The organism is Pollutibacter soli, from assembly GCA_029269725.1.
Classification (GTDB): domain Bacteria; phylum Bacteroidota; class Bacteroidia; order Chitinophagales; family Chitinophagaceae; genus Pollutibacter; species Pollutibacter soli.
Window position 1 is genome coordinate 29,514 of sequence record JARJHS010000002.1, and the last position, 16,355, is coordinate 45,868.

Annotated in this window: 14 protein-coding genes; 1 reads left to right on the forward strand and 13 read right to left on the reverse strand. The window is 42.5% G+C overall.

Annotated features, from left to right (window positions below; genetic code table 11):
• Window positions 1–89: 89 nt before the first annotated feature.
• The 10 genes from P2W82_RS04820 to P2W82_RS04865 all read right to left on the reverse strand — a co-directional run bounded on the left by P2W82_RS04820 (window position 90) and on the right by P2W82_RS04865 (window position 9,177).
• Complete coding sequence (locus tag P2W82_RS04820) at window positions 90–446, reverse strand: four helix bundle protein (RefSeq protein ID WP_336514715.1); 357 nt, start codon at window positions 444–446, stop codon at window positions 90–92.
• A gap of 212 nt (window positions 447–658) precedes the next feature.
• Window positions 659–958, reverse strand: coding sequence for an AtuA-related protein (locus P2W82_RS04825; RefSeq protein ID WP_336514716.1), 300 nt, complete (start codon window positions 956–958; stop codon window positions 659–661).
• Window positions 955–2,274 carry an acyclic terpene utilization AtuA family protein gene (locus tag P2W82_RS04830; RefSeq protein WP_336514717.1) on the reverse strand — a complete coding sequence of 440 codons (1,320 nt, stop codon included), beginning with the start codon at window positions 2,272–2,274 and terminating at the stop codon, window positions 955–957. Before P2W82_RS04830 ends, P2W82_RS04825 begins: the two co-directional genes overlap by 4 nt.
• Window positions 2,271–3,566, reverse strand: coding sequence for a CitMHS family transporter (locus P2W82_RS04835; protein WP_336514718.1), 1,296 nt, complete (start codon window positions 3,564–3,566; stop codon window positions 2,271–2,273). The genes P2W82_RS04830 and P2W82_RS04835 overlap by 4 nt, the downstream gene beginning before the upstream one ends.
• A 6-nt stretch (window positions 3,567–3,572) precedes the next feature.
• Window positions 3,573–4,601 carry an alpha/beta hydrolase gene (locus tag P2W82_RS04840; protein ID WP_336514719.1) on the reverse strand — a complete coding sequence of 343 codons (1,029 nt, stop codon included), beginning with the start codon at window positions 4,599–4,601 and terminating at the stop codon, window positions 3,573–3,575.
• A gap of 89 nt (window positions 4,602–4,690) precedes the next feature.
• On the reverse strand, window positions 4,691–5,827 hold the full coding sequence (locus P2W82_RS04845) for an esterase (RefSeq protein WP_336514720.1): 1,137 nt from the start codon (window positions 5,825–5,827) through the stop codon (window positions 4,691–4,693).
• Between the two features lie 265 nt (window positions 5,828–6,092).
• A complete protein-coding gene (locus tag P2W82_RS04850) occupies window positions 6,093–6,641 on the reverse strand; it encodes a hypothetical protein (protein ID WP_336514721.1) in 549 nt (182 codons plus the stop codon).
• A gap of 295 nt (window positions 6,642–6,936) precedes the next feature.
• Window positions 6,937–7,950 (reverse strand): nucleoside hydrolase, encoded by a 1,014-nt coding sequence (locus P2W82_RS04855; RefSeq protein WP_336514722.1) that lies wholly within the window; start codon window positions 7,948–7,950, stop codon window positions 6,937–6,939.
• A gap of 197 nt (window positions 7,951–8,147) precedes the next feature.
• Window positions 8,148–8,567, reverse strand: a complete 420-nt coding sequence (locus tag P2W82_RS04860; RefSeq protein WP_336514723.1) for a Fur family transcriptional regulator — start codon at window positions 8,565–8,567, stop codon at window positions 8,148–8,150.
• 1 nt (window position 8,568) lies between these two features.
• The gene (locus P2W82_RS04865; protein ID WP_336514724.1) at window positions 8,569–9,177 is read right to left on the reverse strand and encodes an SCO family protein; all 609 of its coding nucleotides are present in this window, start codon (window positions 9,175–9,177) and stop codon (window positions 8,569–8,571) included.
• 111 nt (window positions 9,178–9,288) lie between these two features.
• On the opposite strand from P2W82_RS04865, the gene P2W82_RS04870 reads away from it, so the two are divergent.
• Window positions 9,289–9,654, forward strand: a complete 366-nt coding sequence (locus tag P2W82_RS04870) for a MerC domain-containing protein (RefSeq protein ID WP_336514725.1) — start codon at window positions 9,289–9,291, stop codon at window positions 9,652–9,654.
• A 19-nt stretch (window positions 9,655–9,673) separates the two neighbouring features.
• On the opposite strand, the gene P2W82_RS04875 is transcribed toward P2W82_RS04870, so the two are convergent.
• From P2W82_RS04875 to P2W82_RS04885, 3 genes are read right to left on the reverse strand one after another with little or no spacing between them, the layout of a single operon-like run.
• Entirely contained in the window at window positions 9,674–11,026 is a 1,353-nt protein-coding gene (locus tag P2W82_RS04875; protein WP_336514726.1) for a vanadium-dependent haloperoxidase, read from the reverse strand.
• Window positions 11,027–11,076: 50 nt separating this feature from the next.
• Complete coding sequence (locus tag P2W82_RS04880; RefSeq protein ID WP_336514727.1) at window positions 11,077–12,645, reverse strand: FG-GAP repeat domain-containing protein; 1,569 nt, start codon at window positions 12,643–12,645, stop codon at window positions 11,077–11,079.
• A gap of 37 nt (window positions 12,646–12,682) precedes the next feature.
• Window positions 12,683–16,255 carry a VCBS repeat-containing protein gene (locus tag P2W82_RS04885; protein ID WP_336514728.1) on the reverse strand — a complete coding sequence of 1,191 codons (3,573 nt, stop codon included), beginning with the start codon at window positions 16,253–16,255 and terminating at the stop codon, window positions 12,683–12,685.
• Window positions 16,256–16,355 lie beyond the last annotated feature (100 nt).

The following is a 16,355-nucleotide window of genomic DNA, read 5'->3' on the forward strand; positions in this document are numbered from 1 at the left end:
TCGGGGCTTTCTTTTTAAGTAAATGGGAAGAGGTGAGAAGTGAGAAGTTCTGATAAAAATTTAAAAAGTTTTCTTCGCAATCGGTTGTATTATTTTATCTCTTTATTTTCTTTCGCATGCTTTAAACTGGTAGTTAAAATCGCAGTAAGTTCATTAGCTTCTAAAAGTAGAATTTGTATTTCTTCCCTGGCGTTTGAATAAACGGACAGTAGTAGTTCAAGCCAATAACAAGTTTCATCTGCTTCTTCCAAAGCTATACTCAGTTTGGAAATAAAGTCGGCTCGGCTTCTACCTCGCAAAGCAGATCTGTAATTGCTTCCCACAGATGTTGCAGACCGCGACAGTTGTCGATTTATAATTTTTGTGATTAGGTTATCAGGAATTTTTTGCATCAACTTAATTACTGCAAGTGCAAAATTTTTTGTGCGAAGCTTTAAATTCTGCATGAGATTATTTTCTCAAACTTCAGCTTCTTAATGAAAATGTCAAGGTGAAAAATACCTTTTTAAATGCGTTTTATTCTGTCTCGAAAGTGGAGCGATTGAAAAACTAGTTAGGGTCTGCTGATTAAGTGAGAGCTGGCAGCGTTGTTCGTTGAACCGATGTGTTTGTACAAATGCAGAATAGAAGGCTGCGAAGTTTGTTTATGTACCTGTGTTCAGATCTCCAACTCCAGAAGCGCATAACTAAGTGTTTTTCCATGGGCATCCATCACCCACGAAGTTGTAACGCCTGTACTTAAAGCCTGTTCACAAACAAAAAGTAAGGATGAAATATTTGGAAGCTCATATCTTATAACATCGCCTTTTACAAATTCAGACAAATGCTTTTTAACCTTCTCGGCAGAAACTTTTTCACATAACCGTTGGTAAGCCTCTTCATTATAAGGAATCAATGACAGTGTAAGTGTATTACCCTTGTCACCCGCCCGGCTATGAGCAATTTCGTAGAGTTTCATATTGATTTCACAGTTACCAGTGGCTTAACTCTTTTTCTATCTATAAGTGTTGAAACAATTCCAATCATCTCGTGTACATATTTACGGGCGCCGCCTCCACCGCCCGGACCATTAGTATAAAGAGCTTCAATTTCTTCACCTACCTGGGCGGCCAGTGAATAATCAGCAGCTTTTCCAGCAATGCGCAACCGTACTTCATAAGGATCGGTGTGGTGAAATGCGGAGCCATGAACGGAGTTAAGACCGATCAGATCGACACGCAGTTCCTCAAATCTATCCCTGAGTCGTTCATAAACAATCTCACCAGCCAGTTTTGCACGCTCTACAGCATTGCTGCCAGCATAAGTAATTTCGCCTTCGCCTAAATAACCAGCCTGGTAGCCAATACTGACTTTTAACGTTCCTGGCTTTTCCTTGCCACCACCACCGGTAACCAGCACTTTGTTGTCGCCAGCCTTAGTCAAAAAAACGGTAGTGAAATCTGCAATTACATCCGGTGTGTAATACTCAAATGGATTAACCACCTCATACAACAGCTGCTCTTTCGCAGTACCTAAAGTTACTTCGCCACCGGTTCCATCAACCTTAGTAATAATCCCGCTTCCATCGCTGGATACTTCAAGAATCGGATGACCTAAGTTTGCCATATTCCTGACCTCTTTCTTACCGGGATCCGCATAATAACCACCAGTGACCTGTCCTGCACATTCCATCAGGTGACCCAACACGGTAGCTTTGCCAAGAAGATCATAATTATCGGTTGGCCATTGAAAAGAATCAATCATCGGCGCAAGAAACAGTGAGGGATCTGCCACACGACCAGTAATGATAACGTCAGCATCTGAACTCAATGCTTCCAGTATTCCTTCTATGCCCAGGTAGGCGTTGGCAGAAACGACAATGCCTGCTTTGCGTATAGCCTCACCAGTCTCCAAGCTGTTATCATCCTGATTTATTCTGTCCAGTACATCATCTCCTGTAACGGCTGCAACTTTTATAGAGATATTTTTACGCTTCGCTATTGCAAGAATTTTTTCCATAGCCATCAGCGGGTTCGCAGCACCCATGTTGGTGATCAGTCTTACCTTGTTCTTTTTTAAGGGTTCGATCAGTAATTCGATACGACGTTCCAGCAAAGGATCATAACCTGTTGCGGGATCCTGAAGTTTGCGTTTTTGTGCAAGGGCTATCGTTCGCTCAGCCAGGCATTCCAGAACCAGGAAATCAATAGATCCTTTTTCGACTAAAACCAAGGCAGGTTCAATCCGGTCACCCGAAAATCCAGCTCCGCATCCGATCCTTATTGTTTCTTTCATAGATGAATAGACCCAGTTATCAATGCAATTATAGTCATCACCAATGTTGTTCCCATCGCCCACTTAAAAATAAATTTCTGGTGATCGCCAAGATCAACGTCGCATAATCCAACCAGGAGAAAAGTCGATGCAGTTAACGGACTCAGCGGGAAACCGACAGTCATTTGACCCAGTAACGCAGCGCGTCCGATCTCAAGTTTATCAATTCCAAAATGCTGTGCTGTTTCTGCGAGCACCGGCACCACACCAAAATAATAGGCATCCGGCGTAAATAATAAACTGGATGGCATACTTGTAACAGCAGTGAGCACCGGTAGTAATCCTGCATGATTTTCAGGAATGAAACTGATCAGCGAAACAGCCATTGCGTCTATCATTTTTGATCCCAGCAGTATACCGGAAAAAATTCCCGCCGCGAAAATCATACTCGATACCATAAAGATATTGGCACCGTGACTTTTCAATATCTTTTGCTGATCGGTCAGCTTTGGATAATTAATTAACAGGGCGACTGCACTGGCAATCACAAACAATACAGCTGCGGGTATCCATCCATTCGTCAGAATAATAATAAGGCTGATCGTGAGTATAGCATTCAACACTATCAGCCGGGGCCTGCGCAATGATTTCTGATCAGCCGTCAGCGAATCATGGTGCACATAATTTAATTGCGTAATGCCAAGTCTTTTTCTCTCTCTTTTTCCGAATATATACGCAACAATCAGCACCCAAACTACACCACCCAGGATGGCTGGCACATTCGGATTAAACATTTGTTCCGCTGAACTGCCCAACGTTGATATCGCTCGTGCAGACGTACCAGACCAGGGTACCAGGTGTAATGGACCAACGCCCAGTGCAACAATTCCTGCCAGCACAAGGCGGTTCATTTTTAAAATTTTGTAGATGGGTAGAAACGCTGAAATCACAATCATGAATGTAGCTGTTCCATCTCCATCCAGGTGAACGATCATCGTAAGAAAAGCGGTACCGATCACCACTTTTAGCGGATCACCCTTTACCTGTTTCACAATAAATACTATTACGGGATCAAACAGACCTGCATCCAGCATTACGGCGAAATAGAGAACTGCAAACATCAGCAGTATACCGGTCGGGGCCACTTGCTTAATCCCTGCCAGCATCATATCGGCAAGGTCTTTCACTGATATGCCTGCTAACAACCCAAAAACAATTGGCACCAGCACCAGCGCGGTTAGAACGGATAACCGTTTTGTGATGATTAGCGTAAGGAAAATCGCGATAGTTGCAAAACCAAGCAGGGCCAGCATTGTTGATCAGTTGGAATCGAATGTCAGATAGTCGTTGAAAAAAGGCAACAAATCATTCAGCACGCGGCCATCGGTAGTCCAGATTTTATTACCGTGAGTACCGATGTACTCTTCCGTATAATGCTCAATACCGAGGTTTTCCAAGCGCTGACTTAACATGCCGATTTGCACAGGAAACCGTTGTGAATCATTTCTTCCCCAATCCATTTTCAATGCTTTGAGCCTACGCAGGTTGTCTGCATATTTATCCACCATGTATACCGGCATATTGTCATTCCATTTCTGAAGAACAGCATTATCAACAACCATACTATCACCGATGTACTTAAAGGGCATATCGCAATAAAACGGGGGTTTATTTGGATTCGGAGACCATGCGCGCGCAACCGCAACCAATACTTTCGGATAGTATGTCTTCTTCAGATCTTCAACTGTTTTAACCTTACTGACCTCCTTAAATGATTCGCTATTCGGACCAAATTCCTTTACGAATGCCAATAGCCCAGGACTTAGTGCATATACACTGCTGAACACATCGGGAAAAAGCATCCCGATTTTGATAGCCCCATAACCGCCCATGGAATGACCACTGATTCCACGACTATCCCGGTTTGCAATTGTTCTGAAATTTTTGTCTATGTACTCCACCAGTTCCTTTGCTGTAAAATCCGCCCAGTTGCCAGTAAGAGATGAGTTGCTGTAAAAACTACCTTCGAATTCTGTGTACTGGTTTGGTTGTACCAGTATGAATGATCGGATCTTTTTCCGGTTGATGGCAAGATCCAGAACGGATTTCATCTGAGGATATATACTGTCGGTACCCATAAACCCGTGCAGGTAATAAATTACCGGGAAACGTTTTCCGGGTTGATCGTAACCCGGTGGCAAATACACTGATACTTTACGGTTTGGATTTTCTCCACCACTATTCTGCAGCGTTTTTGCATTGATTATAAAGCTGACTACTTTGCCTGATTGCTGAGCATACAAACCGAGATCTGCAACAAGAAATAAAACCAGAAGGAATTTTTTCATCGCTTTTGTATTATAACGGTAAAGACCAACCGCATTTCAAAAAGTAAGACCTTTTGTATGCTGATCTCAAACCTTATTACAAGTGATCATCAGAACAACATAGGCGCGAACATGCTGAGGTAGGTGCGCCAGTTCGCCCACGTATGGCCTCCGGCATTTTCAAAATATTCGTGTTTTATTCCCGTTTTGTTCAGAAGCTCCAAAAGGCGCTTGTTGGATTGCATAACAAAATCGTCTTTGCCGCAGGCAACCCAGTATTTTGTAACACCTGCTTTTTTCAGTGCCATAAATTTTGCTTCATCATCCGGCGCCGGTTGAAATATACCGCTGCTGAATACACCTATATAACCAAACACATCCGGATATGCGTTTGATGCGTTGATTGTCTGCATACCGCCCATGGATAAACCCGCGATAGCGCGACTTTCTTTACCGGCTTTTACCCGGTAGTTTTTTTCAATATAGGGAATCACATCTTTTACCAGGCTGCTCTCAAACATGCCGGCGTACTTCATAAAATTTTCGCGGTTAATTTCAGGTGAGTTGGGAGCTGTACGCAAAGAGGATGTCTGGAATAAATTTCCATTAGTCATCACTACTATCATGGGCTTTGCTTTTCCCTGAGCAATAAGGTTATCCAGTATATAGTTTGCCCGTCCGAGTGAAGTCCAGGCGTCTTCATCACCTCCGCCGCCATGTAACAGGTAAAGTACAGGGTATTTATCTTTACTGTTATCATATCCCGGTGGCGTGTAAACATACATCCGGCGGTTGAGTTTGAGCGTCGGTGAATTGTACCAGACAAGCGACAAGGAACCATGTGCAACATCATTTACCTCGAATAGTTTTGAACCTTCTCCTGGCACGATAAGCATGCTCGCATAGCGCACACCATCACGGAGCGCAAGCGCATTCTTTGGATCGATGGCACTTACGCCATCTATGAAAAAATTATAGTGATACATACTGGGCCGGAGTGAGTCAATAGTAACTGTCCATACATTATCAGCACCTTTGTTTAATGGAACAGATTGTCCAAAGCCCATCCAGCTTCCATTGATAGTTACTGACTGTGCATTGGGTGAATGAACCTTAAACGTTACTTTATTATCGGCTGCAACTTCTGGAGAGCTGAACTGGGGACCGCGCTGCTGGCCGATCTCCTGAGCCATCATCAGGTTACAGGTTATTAATGCGATTAGATACAAACCGATTTTTTTCATCATGGCAGTCGTTTTAGATTTTGAAAGGACAAGATATCGTAAATTAAAAAATCTCGATGGCCCCGTTCACCTGACTCGTCGCTGAATTTAAGGCACTTGTCGCAAATAGTAACAAGGTCGGCAGTCACAAACGAACTCCGGGGCGGAGAACGAAGAAAATAAAATTATCTCCTCCTCTCCTGTAAGAACTTTTTAATATTCTCCAAAGGTGAATATAAACGAGTTTGGCGGAATCGGCTATACCAGATCGGTCATAATGAACCTGTCCTTATACATGAGGTGGCTGATATTTCTGTTGCTGTGGAGGCTTTAAAAAAAGAGGACGCATTTTATAAACGATAATCGCGGAAATAACTAATCCAACGGCAATCACACCTTTATCACCAAGCAAACCTATCACATAATTGAAAAAAATTTCTTTGCCATTGCGCGGCTCCTCAGCTGTACCATTGGCAATTTCCAGCGCCTCGTAGTAAGCAAATAAAGTGAACGCAATCGTCATCACTAAACCGATGAGATAACTGGAAACAGCTTTCAGCGGTGTCAGTGTAATCTGGTCTTTTTTGTAGTACAGTTTCTTTTCCAGATAAGTGAAAAAAATTTCGTAGTCATTCACATCCAGGAAAGAAAAAACGCAACTGATATTTAAGCCGCTCCATGATTTGTACCAGATTACAATGTCGCTTTCATTATCATTCTTTCTGACTGATCTTATATCATCATATTTAATTTCCAGTTTGGTTGCCAATGATAGTTTCTTTTTCCATGCATCATGGAATGTCAATGTATCATCAAATTTCTGGCTTGAAAATTTCATTGAGTTTTCGTCTATAAACAGGGATGAAACTTTGTTTCCGGTTATGGGAAAAATGATGTTTTGCAAATTGTGAGCAGAATCCATTTTTTGGTGTTTTACATTTATTTGTCTCTATCCGAAAAAACTTCCACGGCATTGTGTTGTTCAGATATTATTCGCTTCCTCACAATTGTAATCATTAAACTCCGGGAATGCAAGATTCAGAAAAAGATTTACTCTGCAGATCAGTGATGTACGGATCATATACTGACCGCTTGCAGATACATATTAACAAGATTGTACCGATGATCATCAGCTAGCGGTAATGCAAAGCCAGCTTCGCAAAAAAATCATTGAACATCAAATGGATGTCAAGATCTGTATAAACGCGAATCGGTCGCCCGCGATGGTTGTAAATATAGTCTCCCCGATCGTTTATAGCCGGGGATTGCCGCACTATATAAAAGCTTGACGAAGGATCGGCTTCAAATGACGATTGTAAAGCCGTGAGTAATACCAACGGACTATCCCCCATAATATAGGTTTCACCAATATTCAGAATCCCCTGAATACGTGTCATCAGTTGTTCGAAGACGTTAGTAAGATATTCGCCCGTTTTACCATGAGGTTTTACATTCAGTACAAGTTGTGAGTAGGGCAGGATCGCCTGCCTGTACATGTTGCGCGGGACCTGCCATATCGGTACCTGTGTCCGGTTGAAGACGGCCTGGGCAGCTGCGATGTCTATGTTCAGATTGTATTCCGGACTTGAATAATTCGGTGGAGGCGGTGCAAGATCGGTATACTCCTGTCCGCCAATCCAAATCAATGTCAGCCTTCCCGCAATATCCGGCGCCTTCAGAAGCGCCGACGCAATTTCTGTAAGACCTGCCCCACAGAGTACATATAACGGCTGTTTGGTGTCGGTGCGCCTTGCTTCGCGTATAATAAAATCGATGCCGTCACTTCTGGCCGGTGTACTATCGTTTGGCATCGCCACATTAGATCCTGTGAGTACAGGGATGTTCTGTTGCATCCCCATTACATCCATTAATTCCTTTGCTTTTTTTGCAGCATTGGTTGCCTGGGTTTCTGACGGATCAAATGGGTCTCCCTTTCTCAGGTGTGTGCCTATGATACCACGGATATCTACAGAAGGGGAAAGCAGCAGATGTGCAAGCTGGAATAAACCATCGGGGTCACCACTGAAATCATTGTCGGATATCACGCGAATTCTCGGCTGGATACGAACACCTCCAGGGATTTGCTGACCTGCTGCACTAGAACAGATGATTATACCCATCGAGAATAAATACCAGAACTTTTTCATGTCGCAAATATTATGTGACTAATATACTGATCCCGGTTTGTCCTGATTTAACACTGAGAAACAAAGCCGTCAGATTTCCTTAAGAAGTATTTATCCGCTAAGAGGAAGTAAATTTAACAGTACACAACTGCTGCCCGCGGTTTGCAATGCGTTTGTTTTTATTCGCATGGGGTGGTATCACATGCCGGATTCAAGCCTTACTTGCACTTGTTGCACATTCCGTTTACTACCATATTAATCTGGGATGCCCTGTACCCTTTTGGAAGCTGGATCAATGGCACGATGATTTCTTCCATACATGTAGTGGTGCCGCAGCTTTCACAGATAAAATGAATATGATTATCATGATGATGGCCTTCTTCACACTCATCACGGCAGAGCGCATACTTTACTGAGTTGTCAGTGGTGGGGATCGTGTGAATGATGCCTTTTTCCATGAAAGACTGGAGCGTGCGATAGACAGTAACACGATCATATTTTTCACCGGTGCGTGCTTCAATATCATGATGTGCAAGTGCATTACCCGATTGCAGAAATATATCAAGTATCACCCGACGGCTGTCAGTCACGCTCAGTTGACTTTTCTTTAGTATCGATGTTACACGTTCTTCTGCCACTTTATTGCTCCTTTAATAATTTTCCGATATCTGCATTTAATTGCACCAGCTCGTCTTTCTTAAGGCCATCATACACTCCTCTCACTCTTCCCTTCCTGTCAACCAATGCAAAAAATTGCGTATGCAAAAACTGCTCTTTAATGTTCTTGGTATTATTCTCAGGATCATCCAGCAAATAACTTTCGCGCGCGGCGCGGTAAAGATCTTCTTTTGAACCTGTAAGGAACCACCATCCCGATGGATCTGCTCCGATACTATCCGCATACTTCCTCAATACAGCCAGCGAATCTGTTTCCGGATCAACAGTATGCGAAAGGATCAGGAAATCTTTCTCCTTGCTGAACTCCTTGTGAATCGCCTCCATATTCCTGTTCATTTTGGGACAGATGCCTTTGCAGGTCGTGAAAAAATATTCAGCGAGGTACACTTTCCCTTCTACTGAATGTTCATTGATAACCATACTGTCCTGGCGCAGAAAACTGAAGGGATGCACCGTACTGAGCACCGGCAGTTTAACTTTCCCGAAATCAGATGTTGCCATCAGTGCCAGGTAAAATCCCGCCAGCAAAACAGCAAAAAAAACAAGATAGAATACCGGTTTACGCTTCATAACAGGCTTAAGGCACAAAATTACAAACGCTTTCGTTCTAATCCCAAAAAGCAGAAAATATTTGCAACTTTGTTGCATTTCCCATAATTTCGTTGCCCCATTAACTGATACATGACGAGAATAAATTTCGACGCGCTGGGAATCGGGATAAGCATAGCCTGTGCTATACATTGCGCCATTTTACCACTGATGGTTACGGTCCTTCCGGTTTTTGGAGCGAAGTTTATGGACCATACCGGGTTTGAATATCTTATGATCGGACTGGCCGCCGTAGTGGGAATGATCTCACTCTGGCATGGCTACCGTAAGCACCACCGTCAGCCATGGCCATCTCTTATCTTTATGGCAGGGATTCTGCTCCTGATGAGCAAACAGATATTCATTACAGGAGAACTTGCACTATTAATTCCCGCAGTTATATTGATCATCACAGCGCACTGGTATAATTACAGGCTTTGCAGAAAGCCAAAACCTTAGCAGGCTTATTTCTGATTTGTCAGGATTTTGCTTTGATTGACTTCGGCGTTAGTTTTTGGTTAATGAATGCGCCTATTTCACGTCCCTGTTTTTTCCCGTTAAATATGGACGACCTGAAATGTATTCCTCCGTACATTCTACTGATGCATGCCTCTTCTGAAGCTTTGTAAAACGAAGGAAAACTTCTCTTTATGCCGATATATGGGAGTTCGTAATCATCAGTAAAAGCAAAGCCATCGCCAAACTGCGCGGTTAATACCGACGCGATTGCGGAAGAAACCACACTATGCCCGCTGGTATATTCCGGGAACGGAGGTGTTTGCAACAGTGGTTGCCAGGCTTTATCAATTCTATCATTAATGATGGTCACTGGCCGTACATATTCACTTCTGAATTTTTCATCCCAGCAGGATATAAATCCATCATACATCGCGATTGCGGTCAAGGCATATGACTGCGCTGAAGCTACTATTGATGCATTGGTTTTTTTATTTGCAATGGCGGTAATGTTCATCCAGTGACCGCCAGGGCTTGGTTTTTTATTTGCGTACATCATATGACCCACATGCACAACCGCAGCTGCGTTATCGTCCCAGAAACGTGCGATGTTTATCTGCTCTTCAGTGAGATGACTGGTGGTATCATAAACCTCCATTACTTCTGTCAGAAACTGACTGCCCTTATGCATATCGTAAGGCGGTGGTGGCACCGGTTTAAACTGAGAAGACGAATCCATTGCCAATGGAATCATTTTTGTCCAGAATGGTTCTACAGCATCGAGATAATCGGGTGTAGTATTTTTCCATTTTCCGGAATCCGCACTGAGTGTATAACGCGGCATTCCCCTGGTTTCTTTGTAATGATCCGCAGCGGCACGTTTCCAGATCGCATTTGCTACTGCTTCACCAAAAACAAGTGAATTTTCAAAAGTTTCATTATCTATCCCGCTTGACTTAAGATCCGCGAGAATTTCGTCCTGGGTAATCCTGGACGAATCCTTTGTGAAAGTGAGACGTAATGTGATATCAAATAAAGCCTTTACTGCTGCAACTGTAAACTGGTATTGTTTTCCCTTTTCCGGCACAGGCATTGAGGGGAATCCATTCAGTTTTGCCGTGATGGATGGGTAGGAAGTATCCGTCCATCGGATCGATTCATACGCTGCCAGGGATGCATAACTATAAATCCTGCTCGAAACAGGAGGTGAAAATATTTCATAAATAACAACATCGTTCAGACGCCTGGTAGCGCGATGAAGATATTCAGGATCAAGCGGGTCCGCAGCAACAGGTTTTTTAGTTAACTCATTGCTGCAGGAAAAAATAAATCCTGACATGATGAACATTGCCAGGAACTTCATAAGCGTATTCATTACCAGTTGGTTTGGTCTTTTCATCCGGATTCATACAACGGAATGAAAATCTATTTGGTTTTCAAATGTTTGTTCATCAACACCATAAAGGAAGGTCCTATGCGCCAATCAGTTGCAGAAGGAACCACCGTCGGCCCCAACGACATATTCCCCAACAGAAGATCTTCCTTTCCATCACGATCCAGATCACCTGCATCCATACAAAGCCATCGACCTTTCTCTGCAGCTGGAATTGAGTTTATTTTGAATTTCAGATGGCCGAGGTTTTCAAAAAAAACAAATCCTTCCTCTGGCGCTTTTGCATAATCCGCAAAATAGGCAATAGACGCTATATCCATATCTCCGTCATGGTCAAAGTCTCTAGTGACAGATTTAAAACAACCATTTATCGGATAGAAGAACTGCTGCTCAAATTTGTTGTCCCCTTTATTCACATAGATATATATACCATGATATGGTTTCAGTACCTGTGAAAAATCACCATTATCTCCGGAAGTATGGATGATATCTTTCAAACCATCCTGGTTAATATCTGTAAGTTCAAAGCCCGAAGATCCAGTGGCTGGCTGAAAGCGAAGAACTGTAGTCTGTTGAAAGTTTGCATTACCCTTGTTTGTAAAGAGTATAATCCTTTCATCCCCTTGGGTAAACAACGCCCATATATCCAACAATCCATCTTTATTAAAATCATCCAATCGCACATCGATTACACCTGGTGAATTTTGTAACACCTGTTTATCAAAACCACCCTTTTGATTTGCAGTGAAAAGACTCAGTGATCCGAACAGGTGTCCAAATTCGCAAACCAGGTAATCATTCAACTGATCGTTGTTCAAATCTGTTGCAACAATCCTGACAGGTCTTGCGAGCCTTTCAAACATTACAGTGGTGTCGAGTCGCATTTTTCCTGTCGTAGAATCAATGAATATTTTTTTTACAAAACCGGAGCGACCAATGTTGGGCATAAGTTGTCCGACAAAACAGGCGACAATTTCGTTCCTGCCTGTGATACTTATATCGGTAATCCCTGCAGGCAATGGTAAGGAATCAATTACACGAAGTTTTTCATCAAACATGTAAAGTATACGTTGCAAGGCATCCGACCGGAAAACCCTTGATCTGTTTTCGGAAGTATCAAGCTTGATGCAAATTGTAGCCGGTGAATAATTATTACTTTCTGGAACGGCCACACTGAAATTGGCAAGTTGCCTGCCAATCAGCTGATCTTTTTTTTGCGGACTAAGGCTGTCTGGAGCAACTTCCTGAAAATAATCGAGTATTTTTTGCCAGCCGGTCGAATCAATTAATGCTCTGTCTGGATATATTGGATCTTCGAGGTAAAGATCGCCGTTATAGGAAGGATACTCGTGATCCTGGAAACTGAATAGTCCGAGTCTTGGACCCATTTGCGGAAGTACCCCTGTTTGCCAATGTTGTTTATCAATCATTGCCGGGTCCGGAAGCAGATGACATGATTGACAATAAGCAGCAACAACCTCTTTGCCCTTTGCATCAGCTGGTGTTCGGGGAGTTTCGGGCCCCGATGAGTTATTGTTACAGCCAGCAACCACTAGGAATACTACCAGAAGCATTTCAACAGGAAATCGTTTATTCGTCACAGTTATCAATTGGCTACCGCCTGTTTTATATCAAGATTTATAAGTTGATTTTTCGCCTTGTACCATCTGAAGAAATAACGTCTATTTCTTTAACACCCGTTCCCACAGAAATAAATCTGCCTGATTGAGACAGAAAGGAATTTCCGAAATAGCATTCTTCTCTTCTTTGTTTTCCATTGCTATACACAATTTGCACGGCAACATCATTCCTGTTTAGAGGGACCGACCTTAGTTGACTATGCAGGTTGTACATTTTCAACTGTCCGCGGTTCTGGCTGGCAGCTATGCAATAGGCACCTGCAGGATCTCTGAATTTTACTGATGCCTTACCATTGCCTGGAATAAACACACCACTTTCTTGCATACCCGCCACTGTAAAAGTTCCTTTTCCATTACCCAATAAAACAAGTCCATTGAGAGCATCATATCGTCCTACAGAAGTTTCCGTTCCGTAATCGTTTGTATTGATAAAAACATCGACATGTCCATCGCCATTAAAATCATCTGTTACCATTCCGTTGATCATAGAGAATTGTGCAAACATTGGAAGTTCCGTCATCGTGAAATTTCCGTTTCCGTTGTTTGTGATCAAAACGGATGCGTTTGTATTGGCAAAAAGTTCCTGGGCGCCTTTCATTTGTTCAGGTGTGAACAGCTGATCGATGGTTGCAGCGGCATATGTTTTATAATTCGGAAATTTCATACGCATACTGACGATCTGTTTGATAAGGTCATCACGTGTGTGCGCAGGAAAAGGCTTTCGTGTTTTATTTGACGCCGACTCTGGCAAATACAGAAACGGAATTGCATCATAACTTCCGTTATCGTCAAAATCTTTCGCAAGAACTCCTACCGGCATTTCCGTTGTTGCACGATAAAAAGTATTCTTACCGGTATTTCCCACGATATAATCAATGTCTCCGTCTTCATCAAAATCTCCGGGTGCGATACTGTTCCACCAGCCTGTCTTATTACTTATTCCCGATTGTGTTGTTTCGTTTGTAAATTTTCCATTGATGTTTTTAAGGAAAACGACAGGCGACCATTCGCCCGCAAGTATCATATCCGGCCATCCATCATTGTTATAGTCTGTGAAAAGCATATCGCAGGTTAGCCCAACATCAATCAGTCCGGGAGCGGATTCTTTTGTTATATCGGTGAATTTTACCGTTCCTGGTTTTGAGTCATTCCGAAGAAGGATAGAACTCACTTTGCGGGGATAATACTCGGGCTCATTTCTGCCCGCAATAAACAAATCAAGATCACCATCGCGATCAATATCTGCTGCGCGCACACAGGATTTACTTACCAGGTTTTTCGGAATTGCTGATGTATCTGCCAGGAAATTTCCTTTGCCATCATTAATATAAAAATGATCCTGGTAGCTTTCATTTCCCGGTTTATTTTCATTACCTCCACTGGAAATATATACATCTGGATCACCATCATTATCCGCATCGAAAAGAAGAACGCCCATGTCCTCCCATGTTTTTGTCTTCTGATACTCTTCCGCAGCTGACAAATTCCTTCGCTGGAATTTTCCATCCACACCCTGGAGAAGCACTTGTGCATCGTATTGGAACGCACCCGCGGTAATAATATCATCGGTCCCGTTTCCATCTACGTCACCAACAGCAAGTGCAGGTCCGTACTCGGAAAGTTTGTGAGGTAACAAACGTTGTACATTGAAGTCGATATAATCACGTTCGGAATGAGTATAGATATTTCCCTTTGCTGAGGTAATATCTGCAAACAAAGCCGGTGACAATGATTTACGCGATTGAAAGTCATACACATTCCCGGCATCTTTTTTATCAGCAATTATAAGTTTATCGGCACTAACGTCTTTCAATACCTGCAGTTTTTTATCCGGCCAGATGATCCGGATAGAATCAATTTTTGCGTCTGTGCCCAACCCGAAATGTGCCAAAGCCTGAACAGAAGAAAGATACCCGCGGTATGGCGTAAATTCATAAACCTGTTTTTTATTTCCGCTCAGGTACAATTCTACCAATGCTCCGATGCCCTTTTTATTCAATGAATCGCCTTTGAGTTTCACCTGGACAAAATGACTGGCATTCTCTTTCAAATCCCGGGAATTATTTTTCAGGATAGAAGCAGGATCATTAATATTGTTGATAACCCAATCCAGGTCGCCATCATTATCGAGATCTGCATAAACCGCCCCATTTGAGAATGATGGTGTTTCCAGCCCCCAGTCAGCGGACTTATCCTGAAATCTTAAATCGCCAGTATTACGATATACATAATTGGGAATCTTTACCACTGGTATTTCATCCAGCAGATCTTTTTTCCCTGTGATGTTCACCGCCTTATTGCGGTAGGCGATAAAATCATGATCTGTTACATCTTTTGGAAAACCGTTGGTGATAAAAAGATCACGGTGACCATCATTATCAATATCAGCAAGTAAAGTCGTCCAGCTCCAATCTGTCTCTGAAATGCCGGCGTAGTATGCGACTTCTGCAAAAACGGGGTCACCGATGGAATCATTCATTCCCGGGCGTGGACCGAGATTCAGTTGCAAAGTATTTCTTACATACTGGTACTGGTAACCGAAATAATCAATATTCTGAAGGCTTTGATAACTGTTAGCATTCATCATCATCTTCTTACGGAAATTATCCTCTGGATTCATATCCGCTTCCACTATATCCGGCAATCCGTCATTATTTACATCGGCGATGTCCGTTCCCATAGCATTGGCAGCTGTATGCTTGAAATAGCTTTTCGCTTTATCTGTGAAACTGCCGTTGCCATTATTGATGTAGAGGTGATTATCAGGAATAAAATCATTTGTTGCATAGATATCCTTCCATCCATCCTGATTAATATCGACAATATTTACTCCATGACCATACCCTTCAATAGTAATTCCTGCTTCTTTGGAAACGTCAGTAAAAACCGGGTGCCCGAGCGAAGAATTGAAATCATTGCGAAAAAGCTTATCTGTATTCGGATGCTCGCCATTAGATAATATGGGACGGAATTTATTGGGATAATCTTTTTTAATGATTTCATTGATGAGCATATACATGTCAAGATCGCCATCGTTGTCGTAATCAAAAAAAGCTGCCATTGTTGAATGAGAGGTATCATTTAATCCATATTCAGCAGCCATATCCCTGAATACCGGAACTCCATGTTCATTGTTACCTTGATTGATATAAAACAGGTTCTGGCGAAGATTGCCAGGACGTAAAATGGTTGTGCTTATGTAAATGTCATCAAGTCCATCATTGTTTATATCCACCACTGAAACACCCCTGGACCACCTGCCCCCACCATCGACGCCTGCAGCCTTTGTGACGTCTTCGAATTTGAAATTGCCCTTGTTCAGGTACAATTTATTGCTGACCATACTTCCTGTAAAGTACAGATCCTGCAAACCGTCATTATTGAAATCACCAATGCCAACGCCACCGCCGTTGTAAATGTTCTCTTCATCCAGAACATTGAGTGAATCGTTATCGATAATGTCGTTACTGAATATTACACCTGAATGCTCTATACTGATTTTCTCCAACAGTTTCTTCTCCGAACAACTGTACAAAAGAAAAAGGAAGGTAAAGACGGTAACAATTTTCATATGCTGAATCTCTGCTCCGAAACATTGAAGTTCAAATGTAAGTTACGACTCATGAACTCAAGCAAAATAGGCTGCTCTTACTGAAACAGCCTATTTATAC

Bases quoted from the DNA above. Each gene is read 5' to 3' on its own strand.
- P2W82_RS04820 (WP_336514715.1), bottom strand. From the start codon at position 446: ATGCAGAATTTAAAGCTTCGCACAAAAAATTTTGCACTTGCAGTAATT.
- P2W82_RS04825 (WP_336514716.1), bottom strand. From the start codon at position 958: ATGAAACTCTACGAAATTGCTCATAGCCGGGCGGGTGACAAGGGTAAT.
- P2W82_RS04830 (WP_336514717.1), bottom strand. From the start codon at position 2,274: ATGAAAGAAACAATAAGGATCGGATGCGGAGCTGGATTTTCGGGTGAC.
- P2W82_RS04835 (WP_336514718.1), bottom strand. From the start codon at position 3,566: ATGCTGGCCCTGCTTGGTTTTGCAACTATCGCGATTTTCCTTACGCTA.
- P2W82_RS04840 (WP_336514719.1), bottom strand. From the start codon at position 4,601: ATGAAAAAATTCCTTCTGGTTTTATTTCTTGTTGCAGATCTCGGTTTG.
- P2W82_RS04845 (WP_336514720.1), bottom strand. From the start codon at position 5,827: ATGATGAAAAAAATCGGTTTGTATCTAATCGCATTAATAACCTGTAAC.
- P2W82_RS04850 (WP_336514721.1), bottom strand. From the start codon at position 6,641: ATGAAATTTTCAAGCCAGAAATTTGATGATACATTGACATTCCATGAT.
- P2W82_RS04855 (WP_336514722.1), bottom strand. From the start codon at position 7,950: ATGAAAAAGTTCTGGTATTTATTCTCGATGGGTATAATCATCTGTTCT.
- P2W82_RS04865 (WP_336514724.1), bottom strand. From the start codon at position 9,177: ATGAAGCGTAAACCGGTATTCTATCTTGTTTTTTTTGCTGTTTTGCTG.
- P2W82_RS04870 (WP_336514725.1), top strand. From the start codon at position 9,289: ATGACGAGAATAAATTTCGACGCGCTGGGAATCGGGATAAGCATAGCC.
- P2W82_RS04875 (WP_336514726.1), bottom strand. From the start codon at position 11,026: ATGAATACGCTTATGAAGTTCCTGGCAATGTTCATCATGTCAGGATTT.
- P2W82_RS04885 (WP_336514728.1), bottom strand. From the start codon at position 16,255: ATGAAAATTGTTACCGTCTTTACCTTCCTTTTTCTTTTGTACAGTTGT.